Origin of the sequence: Streptomyces sp. NRRL B-24484 (assembly GCF_000717715.1) — a bacterium.
Classification (GTDB): domain Bacteria; phylum Actinomycetota; class Actinomycetes; order Streptomycetales; family Streptomycetaceae; genus Kitasatospora.
Map to the genome: position 1 here is coordinate 172,526 of NZ_JOAI01000005.1, position 24,856 is coordinate 197,381.

The following is a 24,856-nucleotide window of genomic DNA, read 5'->3' on the forward strand; positions in this document are numbered from 1 at the left end:
TCCCTGCGACCCGGCCGCCACCTGGCAGGATGCCGGTATGACCTATCTCCCCTCGGACGACCGCTACGCGTCCATGACCTACCGGCGGGCCGGGCGCAGCGGTGTGCGGCTGCCCGCCGTGTCGCTCGGCCTGTGGCACAACTTCGGTGACTCGCAGCCGCTGGAGGTGCAGCGCGCGGTGCTGCGCCGCGCCTTCGACCGCGGTGTGACCCACTTCGACCTGGCGAACAACTACGGCCCGCCGTACGGCAGTGCCGAGCGCAACTTCGGCTACCTGTTCGCGCAGGACTTCAAGCCGTACCGGGACGAGCTGTTCATCGCGTCCAAGGCGGGCTACGACATGTGGCCGGGTCCGTACGGCGACGGCGGCTCGCGCAAGTACCTGCTGGCCAGCCTCGACCAGTCGCTGGGCCGGATGGGCCTGGACTACGTCGACGTCTTCTACTCGCACCGCTACGACCCGACGACTCCGCTGGAGGAGACGATGGGGGCGCTGGACCTGGCGGTGCGTTCGGGCAAGGCGCTGTACGCGGCGATCTCCAACTACCCGGCCGAGCAGCACCGTGAGGCGGTGGAGATCCTGCGCGGCATGGGCACGCCGGTGCTGATGAACCAGATCAGCTACTCGATCCTGAACCGCACGCCCGAGGACGGGCTGCTGGACGCGATCGGCGAGACGCAGACCAGCATGATCGCGTTCTCGCCGCTGGCGCAGGGCCTGCTGACCGACCGCTACCTGTCGGGCGAGGTGCCGGCCGGTTCGCGGATGTCGGTCGGCCACTTCCTGCGCGAGGAGGCGCTGACCGGGCCGAAGCTGGAGCAGCTGCGGGCGCTGAACAAGGTGGCCGAGCAGCGCGGCCAGACCCTCGCGCAGCTGGCGCTGTCGTGGGTGCTGCGGGACGAGCGGGTGGTCTCGGTGATCATCGGTGCGTCGAGCGTGGCCCAGCTCGACCAGAACCTCGACGCGCTGAAGGCCGGTCCGCTGACCGCCGAGGAGCTCGCCGAGATCGACCGGCTCAGCCGCTGAGTCCAAGGGCCCGACCGGCCTGCGCCGTCGGTCGTGCCACCGGCCGGGGTCGGACGCGCTGCGCGTCCGGCCCCGGCCGTCGCGTTCGTCCGCTCAGACGGCGGGCGCGTACTTGTAGCCGACCCGGCGGACGGTGACGATGCTGTCGCGGTGCGCCGCGCCGAGCTTGCGCCGCAGCCGGGCGACGTGGACGTCGACGGTGCGGCCGTCGCCCACGTGGCCGTAGCCCCAGACGGCGGTGACCAGGTGGTCGCGGGTGTGCACCCGGTGCGGGTGCGCGGTGAGGTGGGCGAGCAGCTCGAACTCCAGGTAGGTGAGGTCGAGCTGGACGCCGTCGACGTGGGCGGTGCGCCGGTCGGTGTCGACGTCGATGCCGTGTCCGGACGGCCGGGCGGCCGCGGGCCGCGGTTCCTCGGCGGGGGCCGGTCCGGCGGGCACGGCGGCGGCCGCGGGCGCCTGGTCGGCGGGGACGAGCAGCAGGTAGCCGACGAGCGGGTGCCCGGCGGAGGCGCCGAGCTCGGCGCCGTACTGGGCGAGCAGCCCCTGCGGCAGGGCGGACGGCGGCAGCGCGACCACGGTGGCGCCCTCCGGCAGGCCGGCGGGCAGCAGCGCGGCGGGCCGGCGCTCGGGCGCCGGCTGGGCGGGGTGCGGGGTCGCGATGGGGTGCGGGGTCGCGGTGGTGGTGTGCGGGGCGCCGGTGGTGCTCGGGTACCAGCGCTCGGCGCCGCCGGGGACGGCGGCCACGGAACGGACGGCCCGCAGGTGCGGGGTGGCGGCGGTGACGGTACGGGTGGCCGTGGAGGTCGAGGACATGGTGGGCTCTCTTCGCGCGGGACGGATTCGGGTGGTCGTCGTCTGCGCGTCGGGCCTTGCGCGGAAGTGGCGTTGACGGTCGGTCAGGCCACCGCAAGGGCGGGACGCGCGCTAGGCGGTCCGACAGGTCTGGTCGAAGAGGTGCGGCTGGCGGGACGGCCAGAACGGTTCGAGTTCGGGGCGGAACGGGTCCACGATCGGGTCTCCGGGTGGGCGCAGGGCGGAAGGCACCGGGCAGCCGTCGAGGACGCGGCCCGGGCGGGGATCTCGGGGACGGGGTCGGCGCCGGGCGGGCCCGGGCCGGTGGGGGTCCGTCAGTGACAGCAGGCGCTGCAGACCAGCGCCTGGTCGATGTGGCGGCGTACGGTGAGCGCCGGTACGGCGGGGGCGGGCGGGACCGTGTCGCGCAACGCGTCTGCGGTCATCTGGACTGCCTCCTCCCCCGGGGCACGGCGCGGGCTGCGCAGCGTGCAACGGGTACGAGCCTTCCACGCACGGACGGCCGCAGGCAACCCCGACGACCTCACTGTCCGTCATGCGGGACTCCCGCGTCCCGCCATTCGGACGGGCGGCCGGAACACCCTGCTGACGGGACGTCCGGCCGAACGTTCCGTCAGCCGCGGGCGGCGCCGGTCGGGTCGAGGCCGGCCTGCGCGGCGGCGTGCTCGACCAGTCGGATCAGCAGTTCCTTGCCGTCCTCGCGGCTGCGCGCGTCGCACAGCAGCACCGGGATGCCCGGGTCGAGGTCGAGGGCGGCGCGGACGTCGTCCGGCGCGTAGACCTCGGTGCCCTCGAAGCAGTTGACGGCGACCACGAAGGGGATGCGGCGCTGTTCGAAGAAGTCCACCGACGGGAAGGAGTCGGCGAGCCGCCGGGTGTCGGCGAGCACCACCGCGCCGAGCGCGCCCTGCGCCAGTTCGTCCCAGACGAACCAGAACCGGTCCTGGCCGGGGGTGCCGAAGAGGTAGAGCGCGAGGCCGGGCCGCAGGTCGATCCGGCCGAAGTCCATCGCGACGGTGGTGCTGCGCTTGGTCTCGACCCCGGCGGTGTCGTCGACCGGGCGGCCGCGCTCGCTGAGCAGCTCCTCGGTGCGCAGCGGGCGGATCTCGCTGACCGCCCCGACCAGGGTGGTCTTGCCGGCGCCGAAGCCGCCCGCGACGAGGATCTTCAGGGCCGTGGAGGACCAGAGGGGGGTGCGGGTGTCCGCAGGGGCGTCAGAGTGCACGGAGGCCATTGATCACGTCTCGCAGGAGTTGCTCGTCGGGTCGCTGGGCGAGCGGCACGGGCCGGGTCACGGTGATCAGCCCGGCGTCGTTGAGGTCGCCGAGCAGCACCCGGACGACGCTGACCGGCAGGTCGCAGTAGGAGCCGAGCTCGGCGACGCTCAGCGGTTCGTCGCGGCAGAGCGCCAGCAGGGCGTGGTGGGTGGCGTCGAGGGCGGGCTCGTGGTCGGCCCGGCCCCCGACGTCGGTGGCGCGCACCAGGGAGATGAGGTCGAACAGGCCGTCGTCGACCGGCCTGGCCGCCCGCCCCCTGGTCATCGAGAACAGCCGCACCACCGGCCCCGCGTCGTCGTCGAACCAGCGGTCGTCCGTGGCGCTGCGCGGCGTGAAGAGGTCGATCTCAGGCTCGGTGTCGTAGGGGTCGTCGTACGGGTCCTCGTACGGCCCGTCCTGCGGTGCGTCGTCCTCGGCGGCCATCCCGTCGCTCATCTCCCTTGCGGGGCGGACTCGGTGCGCGGCTCTGAGGCCAGGTGCTCGCCGACCCGCTTGACCAGCAGAGCCATCTCGTAGGCGATCTGGCCGACGTCGGACTCGGCGTCGCTGAGCACGGCCAGGCAGCTGCCGTCGCCGGCCGCGGTGATGAAGAGGAAGGCCTCGTCGAGCTCCACCATCGTCTGCCGGACCCCGCCGACCCGGAAGTGCCGGCCGGCGCCCTTGGCCAGGCTGTGGAAACCGGAGGCGACGGCCGCGAGGTGCTCGGCGTCCTCGCGGGCGAGGCCGCTGGAGACGCCGGTCGCCAGACCGTCGCTGGACAGGATCACCGCATGCCTCAGGGTCGCGACGCGGCCCACCAGGTCGTCCAGGAGCCAGTTCAGGTCTCCGGACGGCTGTGTCGTTGCGGTCATTTCTCGGTTCCTTCCGCTGGGGCGGGTGGTGCGGGTGGTACGGGGTTTCCTTGACGTACGGGGTACAGCTGGGGCCGCGGGCGCGCGGCCGGCAGAGCAGGTGGGACGGGTGCAGAGGGTAGCGCCACCCGGGGCGGTACGGGGACCCCGACCCGCGGTCGACCGGATTGCGGTGGTTCTGGGGCGTCGGGCAGGTCCGGCACCACGGTCAGCGAGGCGGGCTGCAGGCGGTCGCCGCGGCCGCGGGCGTAGCCGCGCTGGAAGGAGGCGAAGGCGGCCCGGGCCTCCTCCGGCGAGCGCTCGCGGACGGGCTCGGCGGCCTGCTGCCCGCCCTCGTGCCGCAGCTGGGGGGCGAGGCTGGCCTGCCGGACGCGCTTGGGCAGCAGTCCGCCGGCGACCGGCGCGGCGGGCTCCCCGGGCGCCGGGACGGCCACCGGGGCGGGCCCGATGGCGGGGGCCCCGGCCGGTGCAGCGGTCTCCGGAGTCCCGTCGGTGCCGTCCGTGCGGCGGTGGCGGCCGGTGCCGGCCTCCTGGTCCGGCACGAGTGCGGGGCCGCCGGCGCGGCGGCGCGGCAGGCCGCCGGGGGTGGCGGCCGGCTCGGCGCTGGAGGGCTTCGGGCCGCCGGTGATCCGCGGGGCGCTGCGCGCCCGGGCGGCGCGGCCGGTGCCGCCGGCGCCTGCCGCGGACCCGGCGCCTGCGCCTGTCCCTGCTCCGGCCCCGGCCCCGGCCCCGGAGGGGACGGCAGCGGCCGGACGGGCCGGCTCGGCCGCCGGGCGGCCGGAGAACTGGTCGGCCATCACCTCGTTGGCGTCGGCCAGCAGCTCGCGCGGGACGAGGACGACGGCGGTGGAGCCGCCGTACGGCGAGGGCCGCAGGTGCACCCGGATGCCGTGCCGGCGGGCGAGGCGGCTGACCACGAAGAGGCCGAGCCGGTCGGTGTCGGCGAGGTCGAACTCCTGCTCCACCGCGAGCCGCTGGTTGATCTCCTCCAGCGCGTGCTCGCTCAGGCCGAGGCCGCGGTCGTCGATCTCCAGGCAGAAGCCGTGCGCGACGACCTCGCCCTGGACGGTGACCTGGGCGTGCGGCGGGGAGAAGACCGTGGCGTTCTCGATGAGTTCGGCGACGAGGTGGGTGACGTCGGCGACCGCGCTGCCGAGCAGGCCGGTGCCGGGGAACGGCCGGACGATCACCCGGGCGTAGTCCTCGACCTCGCCGACCGCGGCCCGCACCACGTCGACCATCCGGACGGGCTTGCGCCAGGCGCGGCCGGGCGAGCCGCCGGAGAGGATGATCAGGCCCTCGGAGTGCCGCCGCATGCGGGTGGTGAGGTGGTCGAGCCGGAAGAGGTCCTCCAGCTCGGTCGGGTCCTCGGTGCGGCGTTCCATCGCGTCCAGCAGGGTGAGCTGGCGGTGCAGCAGCACCTGGCTGCGGCGGGCGAGGTTGACGAAGACGGCGGCGACGCCGCGACGCAGTTCGGCCTGCTCGACGAGGGCCTCCACGGCGACCACCTGCACGTCGTGGAAGGCCCGGCCGACCTGGCCGATCTCGGCGGGGCCGAACTCGAGGTCGGGCGTCTCGGCCGCGACGTCCACGCTCTCGCCGCGGCGCAGCCGTCCCATCATCTGCGGCAGCCGGGTGCCGGAGAGCTCCTGGGCGGCGTTGCGCAGCGCCACGAGCTCGCGGACGTGGCCGCGGCCGATCCGGTAGGAGATGAGGACGGAGAGGACGACCGCGAGCAGACCGATCAGGCCGGCGACGGCGCCGCGGACGATCTGGTTGATCGCGTAGGACTCGGCGCGCTCCCCGATCCGGTCGGCGAGCCGGGTGTTGAGGTCGGCGTAGGAGGTGAGCACCGGGGTCGCGGACTCGCGCCACGGGTCCTTGGGGTTGGCGTGGACGGCGGCGGCGCGCTGCACCGAGGAGTCGAAGTTGGCCTCGGCGGCGGCGAGCGCCATCCAGTTGTCGGAGCCGCGCAGGTCGGCGTAGTCGCGCTGGTCGGTGAGGTCGAGCTCGCCGGCGTAGACGCTGAACAGCGCCTGCTGGGAGTGCATGTTGTCCAGCGCGACCTGGATCATCTCGTCGCCGGGCTTGTCGGTGACCCGGAGCGCCTGCATCGCGGCGACCTCGCAGGAGAGGTACTCGCGGGCGCGGACGAGTTCGGTGAGCAGCATGGTCTGCCGGGGCAGCTGGCCGCTCTGCCGGCCGGCGAAGGAGGAGCGGAACGGGAAGACGGTCTCCACCAGGTCGCTGTAGGCGAGCAGCTCGTGGTCCCAGCTGACGACGTCGCGCAGGGCCTGGCCGCGTATCGCGGAGAGCTGGTCGGCGGCGGTGAGGACGTCCTGGTACTTCGTCCGCTGCTGGGCGTCGAGCCTGCCGAGCGCCTCGGTGTCGTTGAGGTAGCGCAGTTCGCGCAGGCTGTGGTCGGTGGCGGCCTGGGCGTGCTCGTAGGCGTCCTTGTTGGCCTGCGAGCCGGGGTCGGCGAGGCGGAGGACGGCGGCGCGGCGCTCTTCCTGGAGATCCAGGGTGTACTGGTCGACCGGCTTGACCAGTTCATGGAAAGATGAGCTCACGTCGAACTGGCTGCGGACGTCCCCGGTGGTGACCAGGGTCGCGTAGACCCACAGCCCGGTGAGCGCCACGATGGGCACCATGAGCAGCGCGATGATCTTCGCGCGGATCGAGCTGCTGCGCAGACGCATGGGGTCCTCGGTCGGGATGGAGCCAAGCGCGGACAGGGGTGCGGGTCGGGCGGGCGCTCGCGCCTCCCCGATCGGGCATGGGTGTCCCGGCAGGGGGCCGGGCCGTCGGATCTGCGTGACTCTACACCGCGCTGACCACCCGTTCGAAGGGTCACAGCCATCCCTGCCGGCGCCTGTCCGATTGATCCGGGATTGCTCCTTCGGCGACCGCTCTCCGCTGTCACCGGGGGGTGCACTCGGTGCCGATCGCGCCGGTGCGTCCCCGGGCCTCTGGGCAGCGCGGCCGGAGATCCGGTAGCTTCGCTGCCGATCCGTCCGCCGGCCGGGAAGGCCGACCGCGCGGGGGAAGACGGGGATCGGGGGCGGTGTGCGCGAGGTCAGCAGCCCCGCCCTGTCCGAGCCGGCCGCCGGCGGGCTCGCCGACTCGGTGTTCGACACCGCCGAGCAGAGTCCGGGGCTGATCCAGCTCTCCCGGCTCGTCGACGGGGTCTGGCAGCCGGTGACGGCGCTCCGCTTCCGCGACCAGGTGCTCGCCCTCGCCAAGGGGCTGCTCACCCGGGGCGTGCGCTACGGGGACCGGGTCGCCGTCATGTCCGGCACCTGCTACGAGTGGACGCTCTTCGACTACGCGCTCTGGGCGATCGGGGCGATCCCCGTCCCGGTGTACCCGACCTCGGCGCCCGAGCAGGTCCGCTGGATCCTCGCCGAGACGCAGGCGGTGGCCTGCGTGGTGGAGCACGAGGACCACGCGATGACGGTCGGCGCGGTCTGCGACGCACTGCCGGAGCTCACCGGCATCTGGCAGCTGGACCGGGACTGCGTCGGCACGCTGATCGAGGACGGCCGGGGCGTCCCGGACGCACTGGTGCACCGCCAGCGGCTCGGGGTCACCGCGGAGAGCATCGCCACCGTCATCTACACCTCGGGGACCACCGGCCGCCCGAAGGGCTGCCTGCTCACCCACGGCAACTTCACCACCGAGGCGGACGCCCTGCTGGAGGGCTGGGGCGAGATCTTCCGGGACACCGGCGGCGTGCCGCCGGCCACCCTGCTCTTCCTGCCGCTGGCGCACGTCTACGGCCGGATGGTGCAGGTCGCCGCCGTCCGCGGCGGCATCCGGATCGGCCACCACGGGCAGCTGACCACGGACAGCCTGCTGCCGGCGCTGGAGTCCTTCCGCCCGACCTTCCTGCACGCCGTGCCGTACGTCTTCGAGAAGATCTACCAGCGCGCCCGGGAGCGGGCGGAGGAGGCCGGCAAGGCCGAGCTGTTCGACCTGGCCGCGGAGACGGCGATCTCCTGGGCCGCCGCCCGCGAGCGGAAGGCGCTCGGCCACGGCCCGGGGCCGAGCCCGGCGCTGCGGGTGCGCCACGCCGCGTACGACCGGCTGGTGTACCAGCGGCTGCGGGGGGTGCTCGGCGGGCGGGTGCGCAACATCATGTCCGGCGGCTCGACGCTGGGCCGCGAGCTCGGCCTGTTCTTCGCCGGGGCCGGCATGACGGTGTACGAGGGGTACGGGCTGACCGAGACCACCGCCGCGGTGACGGCGAACCCGCCGGGGCGGCCGAAGTTCGGCACGGTGGGCCGACCGGTGCCCGGGGCGGCGGTGGCGATCGCCGACGACGGCGAGGTGTGGGTGACCGGCGGCACGGTGTTCTCCGGCTACCTCAACCACCCGCGGTGCACCGAGGCGGCGCTCGTCCGGGGCTGGCTGGCCACCGGCGACATCGGCCGGCTGGACGAGGACGGCTACCTCACCATCACCGGCCGCAAGAAGGAACTGATCGTCACCAGCAGCGGCAAGAACCTCGCGCCGGGCGCCCTGGAGGAGCGGGTGCGCTCGCACCCGCTGGTGGCCCAGTGCCTGGTGGTCGGCGACGACCGCCCGTACGTGGCGGCGCTGATCACCCTGGACCCGCAGGCCCTGGCGCACTGGCTGAAGCTGCGCGGCCGCGCGCAGCTGGACGTGTGGGGCGCGCTCGCCGACACCGAGCTGCACGGGGAGATCCAGCGGGCGGTCGCGGCGGCCAACACCGCCGTCTCGCGGGCCGAGTCGATCCGCGCCTTCCGGCTGCTGCCCAAGGAGTTCAGCGCCGAGGACGGCCTGCTGACGCCCTCGCTGAAGATGCGGCGCAGCGCGATCCAGGCCTACTACGCGGAGGACATCGAGGAGCTGTACGCGCCCTGACGGCCCGCCGCGCGCCGCGGTGCCGCGGGCACGGCGGGCCGGTGGGGGTCAGGCCGCGGCGCTGAACGACGGCAGGTAGCCGCCGGACTGCCCGGCCTTGTTCGGGTGGTAGCTCTCGTCGACGGGCAGCGTGGTGCTGTTGAGCCACTGGGTGGACGAGCCGCAGATCTCGTGCTCGGTGAAGATGCTCCGGACGTCCTTGAAGGTGAAGCCGGCGTCGGCCGCGCGCTTGGCGATGACCGAGTCCAGGGTGTCGGCGGCGCCGTTGATCGCGGTGCGCTTGGTGTCGCCGATGCCGAAGATGCAGTTGCCGCCGATCTTGTAGAGGTGCGGGTAGCCGAGCACCACGACGTGCGCGTTGGGGGCCTTGCTGCGGATCGCCGAGTACACCGCGTCGAGCTGGCCGGGCAGCGTGGTGGTGGCGTAGGACTTCGCGGTCGCCACCGCGCTCAGGCAGCTGCTCTCGGAGTTGAGCACGCAGGTCTGCATGGTGCTGGCGAAGCCGGCGTCGTTGCCGCCGATGGTGATACTGACCAGGGTGGTGCTCGAACTGAGGGCGGAGACCTGGTTGTTCAGCACGTCGCCGGTCTTCGCGCCGGAGCAGGCGACGAAGCTGAACGAGGTGGGGGCGTTCGCGTTCTTCCAGAGGTACGGGTAGGCATTGGTGCTTCGCTTGCAACTGCCGCTGTCACCGGTGTAGCTGCCCGCCCCGACGCCCGCGGAGTACGAGTCGCCCAGGGCGACGTAGCGTGCTCCGGCGGCCGAGGCGTCGGTGGCGGTGAACAGGGTGGCGAGGGAGAGCGCGAGCGCCGTGGCCGCGACGGGCAGGACTCTGGTGCGAGGCATGGGGGAACCTCCGGGTGGGGGGGTGAATGCAATCCGGAAGTGGGGGTGACCCGGATCACACTGTTGTGATACCAGGCAGTAGCCTCGCCGGATAGTGCCCATGCCAAAGTTGTTGACGGAGCGTCGGATGTGGCACCGTCACGTCACCGCGGTGCCATCCGGAATTCCGATGGACAGCTTTTCTGAAAGCGGGATTGACGGATCGTCAAAGGATCCCGGGGGTCACCCGAAGAGGGCGCAGCCGGCCGGCGGGAGCTCCTCGATCGTCTCGTTCGCGGCGGCGGGCACGCCGAGGTGCACCACCGCGGCGGCCACCGCCGCCCGCGCCTGGCGGACGCCCTGCGGCCCCCAGCCGAGCAGTTCGACCGCCAGTCCCGGCGCGACCAGCAGCCGCCGGTAGTGCCGGCCCGAGGCCGGGTCCGGCTGCGAGGTGCCCACCCGGCGCAGCGCCGCCGCCATCCGGACCCGGGCGCACTCGTGCCCGCCGTTCGCCGAGCCCACCCGGTCGTACAGGTAGCCGAGGTACCAGGGGCGGCCGATCACCGCCTGCGCCTCCTCGCCGGCCTCCCGGGCGAGCGCCGCGGCCGGGTCTCCCCCGTCCTCCGGCTCCAGCGAGCCGCCGGGCAGGCTGACGATGCCGTCCCTCGGGTTGACCAGGGTGAGCACCCGCCCGTCCGGGGCGAACAGCCAGCCCCAGGACTGCTTGACCGGCAGACCGGCCGGGACGTCCTCGCCGGGCCGCCACGGCCAGCCGGCGATCGGCCGGCGCCGGACCTTCCCGAGCAGGTCGGCGATCTCCGCGCTGTACTCGATGCGGTTCACGCGTGTCCCCTCCGGTCCCGGGCCGCCGGCGCGCCCGGTCGGCGGCCGGGGAGCGGATGCGGCGGGCCGCCGCCCGCTCCGACTGTTGATCTTCCCCGAACATCCGGTCGATGAACAGTCCTGGCCGCCGCCCGGGGCACACCCCGCGCCGCCGCCGGGCCGGCGCCGCGACCCTACCGCCCGTCACCGACCGTCCGCCCGGAGTCACGGACCGGCATCGGCCCCGGCGGCCGCCGCCCGACAGGGCCTGGTTGTCGGCATCGCCCGTTATGGTCGATGACCATGCGACTGCTGCATACCTCCGACTGGCACCTCGGCCGCTCCTTCCACCGGGAGAGCCTGCACGACGCCCAGCGCGCCTTCCTCGACCACCTGGTCGCCGTGGCCGCGGCGGAGCGGGTCGACGCGGTGCTGGTCGCGGGCGACGTGTACGACCGGGCGCTGCCCGGCCTGGAGGCGGTCGCGCTCTTCGACGACGTGCTCGTCCGGCTCGCCGCGCTCGGCGTGCCGACGGTCTTCATCAGCGGGAACCACGACTCCGCCCGGCGGCTCGGCGTCGCCGCCCGGCTGATCGACCGGGCCGGCATCCACCTGCGCACCGACCCGGACGGCTGCGCCGAGCCCGTGCTGCTCGCCGACGCGCACGGCCCGGTCGCCGTCTACGGCCTGCCGTACCTGGAGCCTGCCCTGGTCCGCGAGCGCTTCGGGCTGGACCGCGGCGGCCACGAGCAGGTGCTCGGCGCCGCGATGGACGCCGTCCGCGCCGACCTCGCCGAGCGCCCGGCCGGCACCCGCGCCGTCGTCCTCGCCCACGCCTTCGTGACCGGCGGCGCGCCCAGCGACAGCGAACGCGACATCACCGTCGGCGGGGTGGCGGGCGTGCCCGCCGCGGTCTTCGACGGCGTCCACTACGTCGCCCTCGGCCACCTGCACGGCAGCCAGCGGCTCGCCCCGCACCTGCGCTACAGCGGCTCCCCGCTGGCCTACTCGTTCTCCGAGGCGGACCACCGCAAGACCATGTGGCTGATCGACCTGGACGCCGACGGCTCGATCGCCGAGGAGCGCCGGATCGACTGCCCGCGGCCGCGCCGGCTCGCCCGGCTGCGTGGCCGCCTCGCCGACCTGCTCGCCGCCGAGGAGCACGCCTGGGCCGAGGAGTGCTGGTTGCAGGCCACCCTCACGGACGCCGCACGGCCCGCCGAGCCGATGGAGTCGCTGCGCCGCCGCTTCCCGCACACCCTGCAGCTGCTCTTCGAGCCCGAGCCGGCCGAGGGCGACCCGCACCCCTCGTACGCCGCCCGGGTCACCGGGCGCTCCGACCTGGAGATCGCCGAGGGCTTCGTCCGGCACGTCCGACCCGGCAGCACGCTCGGCGCGCACGAGCGGGAGTGGCTGGCCGAGGGCTTCGAGACCGTCCGCCGCGAGGCCGAGCTCGCCCGGGAGGCCGCCCGATGAGGCTGCACCGGCTCACCCTCACCGCCTTCGGCCCGTTCGCCGGCACCGAGGAGGTGGACTTCGACCGCCTCGCCTCGACCGGGCTCTTCCTGTTGCGCGGCGCCACCGGCGCCGGCAAGTCCAGCGTGCTCGACGCGGTCTGCTACGCCCTCTACGGCGAGGTGCCCGGCGCCCGCCGGGGCAATCCGCTGCGCAGCGACCATGCCGCCCCCGGCCTGCTCACCGAGGTCCGGCTCGACCTCACGCTCGGCAGCCGCCGGCTGGAGATCACCCGCAGCCCCGAGCAGCAGCGCCCCAAGCTGCGCGGTACCGGCACCACCACCGAGAAGGCGCAGACCCTGCTGCGCGAGTGGGCCGCCGACACCGGCGACGGCACCGCCGGCTGGCGGGCCGTCAGCCGCTCCCACCAGGAGGCGGGCGAGGAGATCCGCCGCCTGGTCGGCATGAGCCGCGAGCAGTTCTGCCAGGTCGTCCTGCTGCCGCAGGGCGACTTCGCACGCTTCCTGCGGGCCGACACCAAACAGCGCGCGGAACTGCTCGGCCGGCTCTTCGACACCCAGCGGTTCGGCCAGGTCGAGCGCTGGCTCGCCGACCGCCGGCTCCGCCAGGAGGCCGCAGTCCGCGACGGCCGGCAGCGGCTGCGCGACCTGGCCGCCCGCGCCGCCGAGGCGGCCGGTGCCGACGGCGAGCCGGCCGACGGCTGGGTGCCCGCCGAGGACGGCACCGCCGCGAGCGCCGCCGGCCTGGTCGACGGGGTGCTCGGCTGGGCGGCGATCCTGCGCAGCCAGGCCGCCGAACAGCACGCCGTGGCCGAGGCCGCACTCGCCGCGGCCCGCGCCGCCCGGGCCGATGCGGACGAGCGGCGGCGCGCCGCGGACACCCTCGCCGGGCAGCAGCTTCGGCACGCCGCGGCGGTGCGCACCGTCCGGCGGCTCGCCGAGGAGGGCGGGGCGCTCGGCCCCGAACGCCGCCGGCTCGCCGCGGCCCGGGCCGCACTCGGGGTGGAGTCCGCGCTGCGGCTGCGGGCCGCCGCCGAACGGGCGGACGCCACCGCGGCCGAGGCCGAGCAGCGGTGCCGGGCCGCCCTGCGGCGGCGCGGCGCGGCCGTCCCCGTCCGGACGGGCGGGGGCCCGGACGCCGGCGTCCCCGACGGCGGACCGGGGGTGCTGCTGCCGCACCAGGCCGGTCCGGCCGACGCGGTGCCGGTCGCCGAGGCGGACGCGGCCGCGCTGGCCGCGGCGGAGCGCCGGCTGCGCACCGCGGTCGGCGAGCTCACCGCCGCCCGGGCCGCCGAGCGGCGCCTGGAGGAGGCCGGCCGCGAGGAGTCCGACCTGGCGCACCGTCGGGACGCCGCCGAGCAGCTCGTCGAGGACGCCCGGGACTGGCTGGCCGGGGTCGACGCCCGGCTGAAGGCGCTGCAGGCCGAACAGAACGCCGCCGAGGCCGCCGCCGAGACGGTGCGCCGACTGGACGAGCGGCGCACCGAGCTGGCCGCCCGGCGGGACGCCGCCGGGCGGCGGGACGAGCTGCGGGCCGCGCTCGCCGGCGCCGAGCAGCAGGAGCGGGACGCCCACGACCTGGCGCTCACCGCCCGGGCGACCGCCCTCGACCTGCAGGAGCGCCGACTCGCCGGCATGGCGGCGGAACTCGCTGGCGCACTGCGCGCGGGCAGTCCCTGCCGGGTGTGCGGCGCGGCCGAGCACCCGGCCCCGGCCCGGCCCGGCGAGGGGCAGGTGACGGCCGGGGACCAGCGGCGCGCCGCCGCCGCGCAGGCCGACGCCGAGCAGCGGCTGGAGGACGTCCGGCGCAGGGTCGCCGGGCTGCGGGCCGACGAGTCCGCGGCCCGGGCCGTCGCCGGGGAGACGGCCCGTGGGGAACTCGACGCCCGGTCGGCGGCGGTCGAGGCGGAGCGGTCGGCCGCCGTCCGGCAGGCCGACGCGCTCGGCGCCGCCGTCCGGCGGATCGAGCAGCTCACCTCCGAGCAGCGCCGCCGCGAGGAGCAGTTGCGCTCCGGTGGTGCCGACGCCGCCGCGGCCGGCGCCAGGCTGCAGGACCTCGCCGCGGAGCGGATCCGGCTCGCCGGGCAGGTCGCCGAGGCCCGGGGCGACGCCCCCTCGGTGGCCGCCCGGGCCCGGCAGCTGGACGAGGACGCCCGGGCGGTGGCCGCGGCCCTGGACGCGGTGCACGCCGCCGCGGAGACGGCCGCCCGGCTGGCCGAGGCCGAGCAGGAGCTGCTGCGGGCCACCGCCGAGGCCGGGTTCGCCTCCCCCGACGGGGCGCGCGCCGCGCTGCTGCCCGCGGCGGACCGGACGGCGTTGGAGGCACGGCTGGCGGCGCACGACCGGGCGGCGGCCGCGGCCGAGGCCGAGCTGGTCCTCCCGGAGCTGGTGGCCGCCGCGGCGCTGCCGCCCGCCGACCCCGCGGCGGCGGCCGCCGGGCAGGAACGGACCGGCGACCGGCTGCAGCGGGCCGCCGCCGAGGCCGGCGCCGCGGAGCGGCGGTGCGCCGCGCTGGCCCGGATCGGTGCCGACCTGGCGGGGCTGGCCGCGGCGCTCGCGCCCGAGCTCGCCGAGTTCGGCCGGATCAGCCGGCTCGCCGCCCTGGTGGCCGGCGCCCCGGCGGAGAACGCGTTGCGGATGCGCCTGGAGTCGTACGTGCTGGCGGCCCGGCTGGAGCAGGTCGCCGAGGCGGCGAGCGCCCGGCTGGTACGGATGTCGGGCGGCCGTTACACGCTGGTGCACAGCGACGGCCCGGTGGCCGGCACCAAGCGCTCCGGTCTGTCGCTGCGGGTGGTCGACGCCTGGACGGGCCGGGACCGGGACACCGCGACGCTCTCCGGCGGCGAGAGCTTCTTCGCCTCGCTGGCCCTGGCCCTCGGCCTGGCCGACGTGGTGACGGACGAGGCGGGCGGCATGCCGCTGGACACGCTCTTCATCGACGAGGGCTTCGGCAGCCTCGACGAGCAGACCCTGGAGGAGGTCATGGACGTCCTCGACGGCCTGCGCGAGCGGGACCGCGCCGTCGGCATCGTCAGCCACGTCGCCGACCTGCGCAGCCGGATCCCCTCCCAGCTGCTGGTGCGCAAGCAGCGGCACGGTTCGACCCTGGCCGTCGCCGACCGCGAGGACGCCTGACGGCCGGGCCACTCCCCCGGGTCCCTCCGGCCGGCAGCCGGTCGGAGCCGGGCAGGCACCCTCGGTGTGACGGACGGTCAGCCGGCGCCGGGCGGAGCGGAACCGTCGGCGTGACGGACGGTCAGCCCGTGCAGGCGATCCGCTGGGCCTGCTGCCAGGTGCAGACGGCGCAGAGCGTCGAGCCGGTGTGGTCGGCCGGGTACTCGGTCGGCTCGCCGCACAGCACGCAGTCCGCGCGCGGGCCCGGGCCGGCCGCGGGGGTGAGTCCCTGCACGGCCTGATCGGCGGCGGGGGCGAGCTCGCAGACGGCGTCCGTCGGGGCTGCGGTGGAGGTGTCGGGCTCGGTCATGGTCGCCTTCCTCGGTGGTGGTGCGGTGCCCGGGGCCGCCCCGGGCGGGGGTGCGGTGCCGGCACCGTCGTCAACGCCGGGCTGCGGTCGGGCATGCCCGTCAGCCGAGGAAGCTGAGCCGGACCGTCCGCCGCGGGTTGTCGACGTTGGTGTCGACGAGGACGACGGACTGCCAGATGCCGAGCGCGAGCTTGCCGCCGATCACCGGCAGGGTGGCGTGCGGGGCGACCAGCCCGGGCAGCACGTGGTCGCGGCCGTGGCCCGGCGTGCCGTGCCGGTGCCGCCAGCGGCCGTCGGCGGGCAGCAGGTCGCGGAGCACGGCGAGCAGGTCGTCGTCGCTGCCGGCACCGGTCTCGATGACGGCGATGCCCGCGGTGGCGTGCGGGACGAAGACGTTGAGCAGCCCGTCGCGGCCGGCGGCCGCGGTGGTGAGGAAGGCCGCGCAGCGCTCGGTGATGTCGAGGGCGACCTCGCCGGTACCGGTGGTGGTCTCGAAGGTCAGCGTGTGGAAGGTGTCCGCCATGGGGCCATCCTGACGCATGGCCGCCGCGGACCGGCGGATGTCCCGGGGAGTGGGACGGAGGCACGACAAAGACCCGGCGGACGGTGACTGTCCGTCGGGTCGTCGGCCGGGCAGCGCCCGGCCGGTGCGCGGCGCCCGCTGCCGGGCCGCCGCCGCGCTGCTAGTGCCGGCTGCCGAACAGGCTGCGGCGCAGGCGGCGCAGCGGAGTGAGCAGCGACACCCGGGCGGTGCGCCGGGGCGCGGCCTGCGTGCCGGTCGCACCGGTACCGCGCGGCGTGAGCTCCCTTATCAGGCCGAGGGCCTCGGCCGTGTCGACCGTCGAGAGCGCGGGCGCGCCGAGCACGGCCAGGTGGCGTTCGATCCGGCGGCCGGTCGTGCCGACACCGCACTGGATCGCCGGCACTCGCGGCCGCGGTCGCACTTGCATCTGTTCCATCGTTTCCCACCCCTACGAGGCGCCAGGGCCGTGAGGCGAAGACTATCCGTGAGTGGCTCTCCGCGCGCAAGCGTCCTGGTGTTCTGCCACCGTATCGTGCGAACGGATCTGACACTTCACCAGACGGCCGTGGCCTCGGTCACGACTGGGCATCGATCATCTCCGACACAGCACCGCAGGTCGGGCATATCGGGCGCGCTTCAAACCTGCGGTCGGCAGCACGCCGAGTGCCGGAGCCGCGTACGGCGGCACGGGCCCGGCGCGCAGGGGGCGGGGAGAGCTCCGGGGGTGCGGCCCGCGGGCAGCCCGCGCGGGTGACGACCCGGCCGGACGGGTCACCGGTGCGGGTGAGAGTGCGGCCGGCCCGAACCGGGTGGTGCGGGCAGCCCGAACCGGCTGGTGCGGCATCGGCCGGGCCCCTCGGGCGGCACCCCGGAGGCCTGCCGTCACTGCATTCACAACTTGAACGCGTCTGAGGGATTGACGCGGCGGAAACCTACAAGCAATATTTCCTCAGACACGGAGTTCCCGAGCCACCCCTCGAGACTCCTGTCGAATGAGTTCGACAGATGAAGAAAACTTCCGACACCTGCTGAGTCACTGTCCGGCCGTCTCGACGCTGCGGCGGCCCGACTCAGGTGCGGTGACGGACCGGCGGTCGGTCGTTGAGGGTCGGCCGGACCGCCAAACCGGACTGCCGGTGCCGCCGCTCGCACGGCGCGGCACCGGCGGTCGCGTTTTCCGGCCGCCGTCCGGGGCCGCTGCCCAGTCCCCGGACGGCGGGCCGCGACGCCCGCGCCCCTCGGCGCCCGCCACCCGTTCACGGTCCGAAGCAATCATTCCGGGACACGCCCCGACACCCCGACGATCACTTTCCGTCAACCGATCGTCCACCTGTGCTGGCTACAGTGGTTTCACCGGGCGAGCAGCCGCCGACCCACTGTCCTGCGCGGAGTGACACGAGCGTGAGCCTCCTCCTCAGCATCGTCCTGCCGGTCCACGGAGTGGAGCGCTTCCTCCCCGAGTGCCTGGACTCCCTGCGCGCGGAGACCGCCGCACCGGGCGAGGTGGAGATCATCGCGGTGGACGACCGCTCCCCCGACGGCTGCGGGGCGCTCCTCGACCGGTACGCGGCCGTCGACCCCCGGCTGCACGTCCTCCACCTCACCGAGAACCGGGGCCTGGGCGGCGCCCGCGAGGCGGGCCTCGCCGAGGCCGGCGGCCGCTGGGTCTGGTTCGTCGACAGCGACGACCGGCTGCTCGACGGCGCCCTCGACGCCGTCCTCGCCGAGCTGCGCGCCGAGGAGGAGCGGGCCGCCGCCGGGCAGCCCCCCGCCGACGTGCTGCTCACCGACTTCGTGCACGTCTACGGCGACGGCGGCACCGAGCCCAACCCCTGGCACCACCACCTGACCGGGCCGGAGCTTGCCGCCGGCTGCACCGCGGCCGACCACCCCGACCTGCTGCGCGCCGTGATGGCGGTGTGGAACAAGGTGCTCCGCCGCGACTACCTGCTGGGCCTCGGCGTCTCCTTCGGCCGCGGCTACTACGAGGACATCTCCGTCACCTACCCCGCGCTGCTCGCCGCCGGCCGGCTGCGGTTCCTGGACCTCCCCTGCTACGCCTACCGCCGCGGCCGCCCGGGCGCGATCACCAGCACCCCGTCCGCGAAGCACGCCGACGCCTTCGCCCAGTACGAGGAGATCTTCGCCTTCCTGGACCGGCGGCCGAGCCCGCTGCGCGCGACCGTCTTCGAGCGCACCGTCCGGCAGTCCCTCACGGTGTACGACACGCCCGGCCTGGTGCCGTCGGCGATGCGACCGGAGTTCTTCCGCCGGATCAGCGCGCACATCGCGCGGCACCGCCCGCCCGGCCACGTCTTCCCGCGCGGGCCGCGCGGCCTGCCGCACCGGCTCGCCGCCCGCGGAGCCCGCCGCTCCTACGACGAGCTCCGCCGCACCCGGGCCCTGCCGGCCGCCGCCCGCCGCGGCACCCGGGCCCTGGGACCGGCCGTCCGACGGGCGGTGCGCGGCGGCGCCCGGTTCGCCGCCTACAACGCCTTCCGCCGGCTGCCGCTGGACGAGCACCTCGCCGTCTACGCCGCCTACTGGCACCGCGGCTACGCCTGCAACCCGGCCGCCATCTACGAGCGGGCCCGCGAACTGGCCCCGCAGATCCGCGGGGTGTGGGTGGTGGAGACCGACGCGCAGGCTGCCGCGCTGCCGCCGGGGGTGCCCCACGTCGTGCTGAACACCCCGGCCCACCTGCGCGCGATGGCGACCGCCAAGTACTTCGTCAACAACGTCAACTTCCCGCACGTCCCGGGCAAGCGGCCGGGCTCGGTGCACCTGCAGACCCAGCACGGCACCCCGCTCAAGAGCATGGGGATGGACCTGAGGGACCATCCGATCGCCGCGGACGGCATGGACTTCCACCGCCTCCAGGAGGCCGTCGACCGCTGGGACTACCTGGTCTCCCCCAATCCGCACACAAGCGAGCACTTCGCCCGGGCCTACCCCGGGCGGTACCGGATACTGGAGACCGGCTACCCGCGCAACGACCGGCTGGCGCTGGCGACCGCCGGCGAGTGCGCCGCCGCCCGCGAGGTGCTCGGCGTCCCGGCCGGGCAGCGCACGGTGCTGTACGCGCCGACCCACCGGGAGGCCCGCGGCGGCTACCTGCCGCTGCTCGACCTGCCCGAACTGGCCCGCCGGCTCGGCCCCGGCCACACCCTGCTGGTACGCACCCACTACTTCCACACCGGCGGCCCGGGCGACCTCTCCACCGGACCGGACGCGGCCCGGATCGTGGACGTCTCCGGCCACCCGGTGGTCGAGGAGCTGTACCTCGCCTCGGACGCGCTGGTCACCGACTACTCCTCGATGATGTTCGACTACGCCGTACTGGACCGGCCGATCGCCCTCTTCGCCCCGGACTGGGACGAGTACCGGTCCGTCCGCGGCGTCTACTTCGACCTGCTCGCCGAGCCGCCCGGTCCGGTCGCCACCACCACCGGGCAGGTGGCCGACGCCCTGCTGGCCGGCGACCCCGAGCCGCGGCTGCGGGCGCGCTTCCGCGAGCGGTTCTGCCCGTGGGACGACGGGCACGCCGCCGAACGCGTCGTCCGGGAGGTCTTCCCGACCACGGCGCCGGGCACCGCTGCGGACCGCCGGGTGCTCACCGCCTGACACCGCCCCGGCGCACCGGGTGACGGTCCGTCAGCCTACCGTGTCCGGCTGTGCGACCGCACAGCTGCACAGCGTGACGAGGATCTCGGTCGACCCGCCCCGGGAGGGAGTGGACGGGCGCCGGGGTGCATGTCGTAATGTGCGGACTGATCCCGCGCCGACCGGTCGGGACACCGTCGGCCGGCCAGGGAGGGCCCATGCTCAACCTCATCACGAAGCTCGTGCTCAAGCCGCTGGCGAAGACCGTCTACCGGCCGGTCGTCGAGGGCCTGGAGCACGTGCCTCGCAAGGGTGGGGTGATCCTGGCCAGCAACCACCTGTCCTTCATCGACAGCGTGGTGATCCCGCTGACGGCCCCGCGCCAGGTGTATTTCCTGGCCAAGGCCGAGTACTTCACCGGCACCGGGCTCAAGGGCGCGGTCTCCCGCGCGTTCTTCACCTCGGTGATCAACGCGGTGCCGGTCGAGCGCGGCGAGATCCGCGCCGCCGCCGCCTCGCTGGAGCAGGCGCTGGAGATCCTGAACGACGGCAAGGCCTTCGGCATCTACCCGGAGGGGACCCGCTCGCTGGACGGCCGGCTCTACAAGGGCAAGACGGGCGTGGCCTGGCTGGCGCTGACCGCCGGCGTCCCGGTCGTCCCGGTCGCCCTGGAGGGCCCGCAGGAGATCCTGCCGGTCGGCCGGCGGATCCCGCGGATCCGCCGGGTGACGGTCCGGTTCGGCAAGCCGCTGCACTTCCCCGAGCTGCACGGCCAGGCCCGTTCGGCCCGGGCCCGCCGCCAGGTCACCGACGAGGTGATGGCGGCGATCCACGAGCTGTCCGGCCAGGAGCTGGCCGAGGCCTACAACGAGGCGCCGAAGGCCGCCTGATCCCGGTCGCGGCCGAGGAAGGCCGCCAGGCGGGCGTTCAGCCCGTCCGCGCCCACCGCGGGCAGTCCGTGGTGGGTCGCCCCCTCCAGCACCGCCACCTCGCCGCCCGGCAGCGCCCCGCGCGCCGCCGCGGCGACCTTCCGCGCGTCGTGCGCCCCGCTGCGGTCGGCCACCAGCACCAGCACGGGGCCGTGCAGCGCGGCGGCGTCCGGCCGGGGCAGCCGCAGCGGCCGGGCCAGGCCGGGCAGCCCGGCGCCGCGGGCGTACACCTCGGCGCAGTCCGGGTCTGCGGTGCCCGCGGTCTCCCGGGCGAGGAGGGCGAGGGCGCTCGCCCGGGTGGGGCGGAGCAGCAGCGGCAGCGCGCGCAGCACGTAGCCCGGCCGGAAGCCGGCGAAGCACTGGGTGGGGTCGACCAGGGCGAGCCGGTCCACCCGCTGCGGCCTGCGCACCGCGTAGTCGAACGCGAGCAGGGCGCCGTAGGAGTGCCCGCACAGGTCGGCGCGCTCGGCGCCGAGGCCGTCCAGCAGCGCGTCCAGCCACGCGGCGAGGTCCTCGCCGGTGCGCAGCGGCCGTCCGCCGCGGGCGCTGCGTCCGGCGTCGCCGGGCAGGTCGGCCGCGAGCACCCGGTGCTGCGCGCCGAGAGCGGCGGCGGTGCCGGCCCAGACCGCGCCGGTGGCGCCGCCGCCGGGCAGCAGGACGAGCGGCGGCGCACCGGCCGGGCCGTGGGCGTGCACCCGGGTGGTGCCGTGCGGGGTGGGGACGTCGAGTTCGGCGGTGCCGGCCGGCCAGCGGGCCAGCAGGGCGTCGTAGGCGGCGTCGAAGTCCTGGAGCGGACGGGACTCGGTGGTGGACACGGTTGACCCCCGGTCGCCTCGGTGACGGTGTCTCGTTGACCAATTCTCTCGCTGAACGAGAGAATAACCCGGAAGGGGCGGTGGAGGAAGGACGGTGGGCGCAATGGCGGAGGCACGGCCCGAGGGCCCGGCGATGGAACTGGTGCACCTGCTGCGCGCGGTGACGGTGGAGTTCGACCTGCTCGGCGCGGAGTTCGCGGGCCGCAACGGCCTGCACCCGACGGACCTGCGGGCGCTGATCCACCTGCTGGACGCGGCCCGGGCCGGCGAGACCGTCACCCCGGGCCGCCTCGGCGCGGCGCTGCGGCTCAACTCGGCCGGCACCACCGGCCTGGTCGACCGGCTGGAGCGACTCGGCCTGGTGGCCCGCACCCGGGACGACCGGGACCGACGCCGGGTGCTGCTCACCGTGGACGAGAAGGCGGTCGGGCTCGGCCGGTCGTTCTTCGGCCCGCTGATCGGCGCCCTGGTGGGCGCGGCGGACGACTTCGACGCGTCCGAGCTCGCGACCGTCCGCCGCTACCTGACAGCCGCACTGGCGGCCGCCGCGGCGGCCCGCGAGTCCTCCGCCGGGGGCGCGTAAAGCACCTCCCCGCCGAAAGCCGGGGGAGAACTGCACAGTCCGGAAATGGCGCTGCTGACGAATCCGGCTCACCGCCGGTCCGTGCAGTGGCCCGCATCCGAATTGCGCAGTTCCCCGCGCCCCTCGGGGCACGCCCCCCGCGAGGACAGGTCCTAGGCGGCCGCCTCGCGGCGGAGGAGGGCGGCGTAGCGGCCGCCGTGGTCGAGCAGTTCGTCGTGGTTGCCGAGTTCCAGCACCTCGCCGGCGTCGAGCACGGCGATCTGGTCGGCGTGCCGGACGGTGGAGAGCCGGTGGGCGATGGTGATGGTGGTGCGGCCCACCGCGAGCGCGTCGATGGCCTGCTGGACGGCGGCCTCCGTCCGGTTGTCGAGGGCGCTGGTGGCCTCGTCCAGGATCAGCACGGGCGGGTTGCGCAGGATGGTGCGGGCGATCGCCAGGCGCTGCTTCTCGCCGCCGGAGAAGCGGTAGCCGCGCTCGCCGACCAGGGTGTCGTAGCCGTCCGGCAGGGCGGAGATCATGGGGTGGATCTGCGCGGCCTCGGCGGCCGCGACGAGTTCCTCGTCGGTCGCGTCGGGCTTGGCGAAGCGCAGGTTGTCGGCGACCGAGGCGTGGAAGAGGTACGTCTCCTGGGAGACCACGCCGACCGCCCGGGCCAGGGTGTCGAAGGAGAGTTCGCGGACGTCGGTGCCGTCGATGCAGACCCGGCCGCCGGTGACGTCGTACAGCCGCGGGACGAGGTAGCTGAGGGTGGTCTTGCCGGATCCGGTCTCGCCGACCACGGCGAGCGAGCTGCCGGCCGGGACCTTGAGGTCGACGCCGGCGAGGGTGGGGCGCTCCTGGTCGCCCTGGTAGCGGAACTCGACGCCCTCGAAGGTGACGTCGCCACGGACGTGGTCCAGGTGGACCGGCCGGGCCGGTTCGGCGATCTCCACCGGCAGGTCGAGGTACTCGAAGATCCGCTGGAAGAGCGCCAGCGAGACCTGCACCTGCACGCCGGTGGAGAGCAGGCTGACGGTGGGCCGGAAGAGGCCCTGCTGGAGCGAGACGAAGGCGACGAGGGTGCCGACCGAGACGATCGGGGCGCCGCCGGCCGAGGTCAGCCCGGCCGCCCAGTAGATCAGGGCGGGCATCGCGGCCATCACGACCTGGATGGTGGACATCCGCCAGCGGCCGGCCATGTTGACCCGGACCTCCAGGTCGGCGAGCTCGTCGGACTGCCGGGTGAAGTCCCGGGAGAGCGAGTCGGCGCGGCCCATGGTGCGCCCGAGCAGGATGCCGCTGACCGAGAGCGACTCCTGCACGGCGGAGCTCATCGCCGCGAGCTTGCGCTGCCGCTCGGTGGTGATCTTCTTCCGCTCGTTGCCGACCCGGCGGCTGATCCAGACGAAGACCGGGAGGAGGAGCAGCGAGACGACGGTGAGCCGCCAGTCCAGGGCGACCATGGCGACGACCGTGGCGAGGACGCCGGTGAGGTTGGAGACCAGCGAGGTGGCCGTCATGGTGACCGTGGACTGCATGCCGCCGATGTCGTTGGCGATCCGGGACTGCACCTCGCCGGTGCGGGTCCGGGTGAAGAAGGCCAGGGACATCCGCTGCAGGTGGGCGTAGACGGCGGTGCGCAGGTCGTGCATGACGCGCTGGCCGACCACGGTGGATATCAGGGTCTGCAGCACGTTGAAGATGCTGTTGACGACCGCGGTGGCGATCATGCCGAGGCACAGCAGGGTGAGCAGCCCGGTGCGGCCCTGCGGGATCGCGGTGTCCAGGGTGGCCCGCAGCAGGAACGGGGTGACGACCGAGACCACCGCGGAGGCCGCGACCAGCAGGCCGACCACGGCGAGCCGTCCGCGGTAGGGCCGGAACAGCGCGAGGATGCGGCGGAGCTGGGCGGGCGGCGCCGACTCGGCCCGGTCCGGGTCGGGCGGGGTCCAGTCGATCCGGTCGAGTTTCAAGGGCGACCTCCGGGTACGGGGGCGGGCGGGACCGCCGGCAGGGACTGCATCATCATTAGCCTAACTAATAATGAGCCTGGCCCTATTCCTGGTGGTCCGGCCGCGCCTCCCTCAGTCTGCCCCCGGGGTCCGGCGCTCAGTTCGGGCCGTAGCTGCGGCCGGCCTTCGAGGAGATCGCCCCTGCCCGGCCGCTCGGCACCAGCCGGGCCAGCGCCACCGCCAGCTTGTAGCGCTTGCCGGGCACCGAAACGGTCTTGCCCAGCACCAGGTCGCGCAGCGAGTCGTCGACCACCCGGTCGGCGTCCAGCCAGCCCCAGGAGGGGATGTTCGAGGTGCCCATACCGGCCCGCGCGTGGAACTCCGTCCGCGTGAAGCCGGGGCAGAGCGCCTGCATCCGCACCCCGCTGCCGGCGAGGTCGCGGGCGGCGCCCTGGGTGAAGCTGACCACCCAGGCCTTGCTGGCCCCGTAGGTGCCGCGGGGGAAGAAGGCGGCCACCGAGGCGACGTTGACCACCGCGCCGCGGCCGCGCTCGCGCATCCCGGGCACGGCAGCGCTCGTGATCCGCAGGACGGCCTCGATGTGGACCTTCAGCATGGTCAGCTCGGCGTCGAGGGGGACCTGGAGGAAGGTGCCCCTGTTCCCGAAGCCGGCGTTGTTGACCAGGATGTCGACCGGGCGCTCGCCGTCCCGAAGCCGCTCCTCGACCGCGGCGATGCCCGCGTCGGTGGCGAGGTCGGCGGTGAGCGTCTCGACCCGGACGCCGAAGCGCTTGCCGAGTTCCGCGGCGGTCTCCTCCAGCCGCGCGGTGTCGCGGGCGACCAGGACGAGGTCGCGACCGTCCCTGGCGAGGCGTCGGGCGAAGGCGGCACCGATCCCGGCGGTGGCGCCGGTGATGAGAGCAGTGGTCATGCGCCGACCGTACTGGGTCGAACCGCCGGGGCGCACGGGCGCCGCCCGCCCCGGGACGGCCCGGGGCGGGCGGCGCGGTC

At 75.0% G+C, this 24,856-nt stretch carries 20 protein-coding genes; 7 read left to right on the top strand and 13 right to left on the bottom strand.

Annotated features, from left to right (window positions below; translation table 11 throughout):
- The first annotated feature begins 37 nt into the window (after positions 1–37).
- The gene (locus IE98_RS0106365) at positions 38–1,027 is read left to right on the top strand and encodes an aldo/keto reductase (protein WP_030265529.1); all 990 of its coding nucleotides are present in this window, start codon (positions 38–40) and stop codon (positions 1,025–1,027) included.
- Between the two features lie 93 nt (positions 1,028–1,120).
- Here the strand turns inward: IE98_RS0106365 and IE98_RS0106370 are convergent, their stop codons facing one another.
- From IE98_RS0106370 to IE98_RS0106400, 5 genes are all read right to left on the bottom strand, one after another.
- Positions 1,121–1,840 (bottom strand): winged helix-turn-helix domain-containing protein, encoded by a 720-nt coding sequence (locus IE98_RS0106370; protein WP_078660804.1) that lies wholly within the window; start codon positions 1,838–1,840, stop codon positions 1,121–1,123.
- Positions 1,841–2,453: 613 nt separating this feature from the next.
- On the bottom strand, positions 2,454–3,074 hold the full coding sequence (locus tag IE98_RS0106385; RefSeq protein ID WP_030265533.1) for a GTP-binding protein: 621 nt from the start codon (positions 3,072–3,074) through the stop codon (positions 2,454–2,456).
- Complete coding sequence (locus IE98_RS0106390) at positions 3,055–3,552, bottom strand: DUF742 domain-containing protein (protein ID WP_234443426.1); 498 nt, start codon at positions 3,550–3,552, stop codon at positions 3,055–3,057. Before IE98_RS0106390 ends, IE98_RS0106385 begins: the two co-directional genes overlap by 20 nt.
- The gene (locus IE98_RS0106395) at positions 3,549–3,968 is read right to left on the bottom strand and encodes a roadblock/LC7 domain-containing protein (protein ID WP_030265537.1); all 420 of its coding nucleotides are present in this window, start codon (positions 3,966–3,968) and stop codon (positions 3,549–3,551) included. The genes IE98_RS0106390 and IE98_RS0106395 overlap by 4 nt, the downstream gene beginning before the upstream one ends.
- Complete coding sequence (locus tag IE98_RS0106400) at positions 3,965–6,667, bottom strand: nitrate- and nitrite sensing domain-containing protein (RefSeq protein ID WP_052390191.1); 2,703 nt, start codon at positions 6,665–6,667, stop codon at positions 3,965–3,967. The genes IE98_RS0106395 and IE98_RS0106400 overlap by 4 nt, the downstream gene beginning before the upstream one ends.
- 367 nt (positions 6,668–7,034) lie before the next feature.
- On the opposite strand from IE98_RS0106400, the gene IE98_RS0106405 reads away from it, so the two are divergent.
- Positions 7,035–8,855: an AMP-dependent synthetase/ligase gene (locus tag IE98_RS0106405; RefSeq protein ID WP_030265540.1), complete on the top strand. Its 1,821-nt coding sequence runs from the start codon at positions 7,035–7,037 to the stop codon at positions 8,853–8,855.
- Positions 8,856–8,903: 48 nt separating this feature from the next.
- Here the strand turns inward: IE98_RS0106405 and IE98_RS0106410 are convergent, their stop codons facing one another.
- Both IE98_RS0106410 and IE98_RS42095 read right to left on the bottom strand, forming a co-directional pair.
- Positions 8,904–9,701, bottom strand: a complete 798-nt coding sequence (locus tag IE98_RS0106410; protein WP_030265543.1) for an SGNH/GDSL hydrolase family protein — start codon at positions 9,699–9,701, stop codon at positions 8,904–8,906.
- A gap of 222 nt (positions 9,702–9,923) precedes the next feature.
- Positions 9,924–10,523 (bottom strand): hypothetical protein, encoded by a 600-nt coding sequence (locus IE98_RS42095; RefSeq protein ID WP_199922873.1) that lies wholly within the window; start codon positions 10,521–10,523, stop codon positions 9,924–9,926.
- A gap of 282 nt (positions 10,524–10,805) precedes the next feature.
- Between IE98_RS42095 and IE98_RS0106420 the strand changes: the two genes are divergently transcribed.
- Together IE98_RS0106420 and IE98_RS0106425 are read left to right on the top strand one after the other, a co-directional pair.
- Positions 10,806–11,978 (top strand): metallophosphoesterase family protein, encoded by a 1,173-nt coding sequence (locus tag IE98_RS0106420; RefSeq protein ID WP_030265548.1) that lies wholly within the window; start codon positions 10,806–10,808, stop codon positions 11,976–11,978.
- Entirely contained in the window at positions 11,975–15,112 is a 3,138-nt protein-coding gene (locus tag IE98_RS0106425; RefSeq protein ID WP_030265552.1) for an AAA family ATPase, read from the top strand. Before IE98_RS0106420 ends, IE98_RS0106425 begins: the two co-directional genes overlap by 4 nt.
- A 121-nt stretch (positions 15,113–15,233) precedes the next feature.
- Here the strand turns inward: IE98_RS0106425 and IE98_RS42100 are convergent, their stop codons facing one another.
- The 3 genes from IE98_RS42100 to IE98_RS0106440 all read right to left on the bottom strand — a co-directional run bounded on the left by IE98_RS42100 (position 15,234) and on the right by IE98_RS0106440 (position 16,420).
- Entirely contained in the window at positions 15,234–15,461 is a 228-nt protein-coding gene (locus tag IE98_RS42100) for a hypothetical protein (protein ID WP_043173548.1), read from the bottom strand.
- Between the two features lie 100 nt (positions 15,462–15,561).
- A complete protein-coding gene (locus IE98_RS0106435; protein ID WP_030265554.1) occupies positions 15,562–15,984 on the bottom strand; it encodes a YjbQ family protein in 423 nt (140 codons plus the stop codon).
- 160 nt (positions 15,985–16,144) lie between these two features.
- Positions 16,145–16,420 carry a hypothetical protein gene (locus tag IE98_RS0106440; protein WP_030265557.1) on the bottom strand — a complete coding sequence of 92 codons (276 nt, stop codon included), beginning with the start codon at positions 16,418–16,420 and terminating at the stop codon, positions 16,145–16,147.
- A gap of 965 nt (positions 16,421–17,385) precedes the next feature.
- Here IE98_RS0106440 and IE98_RS51875 point away from each other — a divergent pair.
- Together IE98_RS51875 and IE98_RS0106450 are read left to right on the top strand one after the other, a co-directional pair.
- On the top strand, positions 17,386–19,608 hold the full coding sequence (locus tag IE98_RS51875; RefSeq protein WP_052390192.1) for a bifunctional glycosyltransferase/CDP-glycerol:glycerophosphate glycerophosphotransferase: 2,223 nt from the start codon (positions 17,386–17,388) through the stop codon (positions 19,606–19,608).
- 197 nt (positions 19,609–19,805) lie between these two features.
- On the top strand, positions 19,806–20,477 hold the full coding sequence (locus IE98_RS0106450; protein ID WP_030265561.1) for a lysophospholipid acyltransferase family protein: 672 nt from the start codon (positions 19,806–19,808) through the stop codon (positions 20,475–20,477).
- Here IE98_RS0106450 and IE98_RS0106455 read toward each other — a convergent pair.
- On the bottom strand, positions 20,450–21,331 hold the full coding sequence (locus tag IE98_RS0106455; protein WP_030265562.1) for an alpha/beta fold hydrolase: 882 nt from the start codon (positions 21,329–21,331) through the stop codon (positions 20,450–20,452). The two genes, IE98_RS0106450 and IE98_RS0106455, sit on opposite strands and share 28 nt — an antisense overlap.
- A gap of 103 nt (positions 21,332–21,434) precedes the next feature.
- Here IE98_RS0106455 and IE98_RS0106460 point away from each other — a divergent pair, with 103 nt between their 5' ends.
- Positions 21,435–21,914, top strand: a complete 480-nt coding sequence (locus IE98_RS0106460) for a MarR family winged helix-turn-helix transcriptional regulator (RefSeq protein WP_043173552.1) — start codon at positions 21,435–21,437, stop codon at positions 21,912–21,914.
- Positions 21,915–22,066: 152 nt separating this feature from the next.
- Here the strand turns inward: IE98_RS0106460 and IE98_RS0106465 are convergent, their stop codons facing one another.
- Positions 22,067–23,866 (bottom strand): ABC transporter ATP-binding protein, encoded by a 1,800-nt coding sequence (locus IE98_RS0106465; RefSeq protein ID WP_030265565.1) that lies wholly within the window; start codon positions 23,864–23,866, stop codon positions 22,067–22,069.
- A gap of 136 nt (positions 23,867–24,002) precedes the next feature.
- On the bottom strand, positions 24,003–24,776 hold the full coding sequence (locus IE98_RS0106470; RefSeq protein ID WP_030265569.1) for an SDR family NAD(P)-dependent oxidoreductase: 774 nt from the start codon (positions 24,774–24,776) through the stop codon (positions 24,003–24,005).
- Between the last annotated feature and the right edge of the window lie 80 nt (positions 24,777–24,856).

What these genes read in the sequence shown, in the direction of transcription:
- IE98_RS0106365 (WP_030265529.1), top strand. Translation starts at nt 38, where the DNA reads ATGACCTATCTCCCCTCGGACGACCGCTACGCGTCCATGACCTACCGG.
- IE98_RS0106370 (WP_078660804.1), bottom strand. Translation starts at nt 1,840, where the DNA reads ATGTCCTCGACCTCCACGGCCACCCGTACCGTCACCGCCGCCACCCCG.
- IE98_RS0106385 (WP_030265533.1), bottom strand. Translation starts at nt 3,074, where the DNA reads ATGGCCTCCGTGCACTCTGACGCCCCTGCGGACACCCGCACCCCCCTC.
- IE98_RS0106390 (WP_234443426.1), bottom strand. Translation starts at nt 3,552, where the DNA reads ATGAGCGACGGGATGGCCGCCGAGGACGACGCACCGCAGGACGGGCCG.
- IE98_RS0106395 (WP_030265537.1), bottom strand. Translation starts at nt 3,968, where the DNA reads ATGACCGCAACGACACAGCCGTCCGGAGACCTGAACTGGCTCCTGGAC.
- IE98_RS0106400 (WP_052390191.1), bottom strand. Translation starts at nt 6,667, where the DNA reads ATGCGTCTGCGCAGCAGCTCGATCCGCGCGAAGATCATCGCGCTGCTC.
- IE98_RS0106410 (WP_030265543.1), bottom strand. Translation starts at nt 9,701, where the DNA reads ATGCCTCGCACCAGAGTCCTGCCCGTCGCGGCCACGGCGCTCGCGCTC.
- IE98_RS0106420 (WP_030265548.1), top strand. Translation starts at nt 10,806, where the DNA reads ATGCGACTGCTGCATACCTCCGACTGGCACCTCGGCCGCTCCTTCCAC.
- IE98_RS0106425 (WP_030265552.1), top strand. Translation starts at nt 11,975, where the DNA reads ATGAGGCTGCACCGGCTCACCCTCACCGCCTTCGGCCCGTTCGCCGGC.
- IE98_RS42100 (WP_043173548.1), bottom strand. Translation starts at nt 15,461, where the DNA reads ATGACCGAGCCCGACACCTCCACCGCAGCCCCGACGGACGCCGTCTGC.
- IE98_RS0106435 (WP_030265554.1), bottom strand. Translation starts at nt 15,984, where the DNA reads ATGGCGGACACCTTCCACACGCTGACCTTCGAGACCACCACCGGTACC.
- IE98_RS0106440 (WP_030265557.1), bottom strand. Translation starts at nt 16,420, where the DNA reads ATGGAACAGATGCAAGTGCGACCGCGGCCGCGAGTGCCGGCGATCCAG.
- IE98_RS0106450 (WP_030265561.1), top strand. Translation starts at nt 19,806, where the DNA reads ATGCTCAACCTCATCACGAAGCTCGTGCTCAAGCCGCTGGCGAAGACC.
- IE98_RS0106460 (WP_043173552.1), top strand. Translation starts at nt 21,435, where the DNA reads ATGGCGGAGGCACGGCCCGAGGGCCCGGCGATGGAACTGGTGCACCTG.
- IE98_RS0106470 (WP_030265569.1), bottom strand. Translation starts at nt 24,776, where the DNA reads ATGACCACTGCTCTCATCACCGGCGCCACCGCCGGGATCGGTGCCGCC.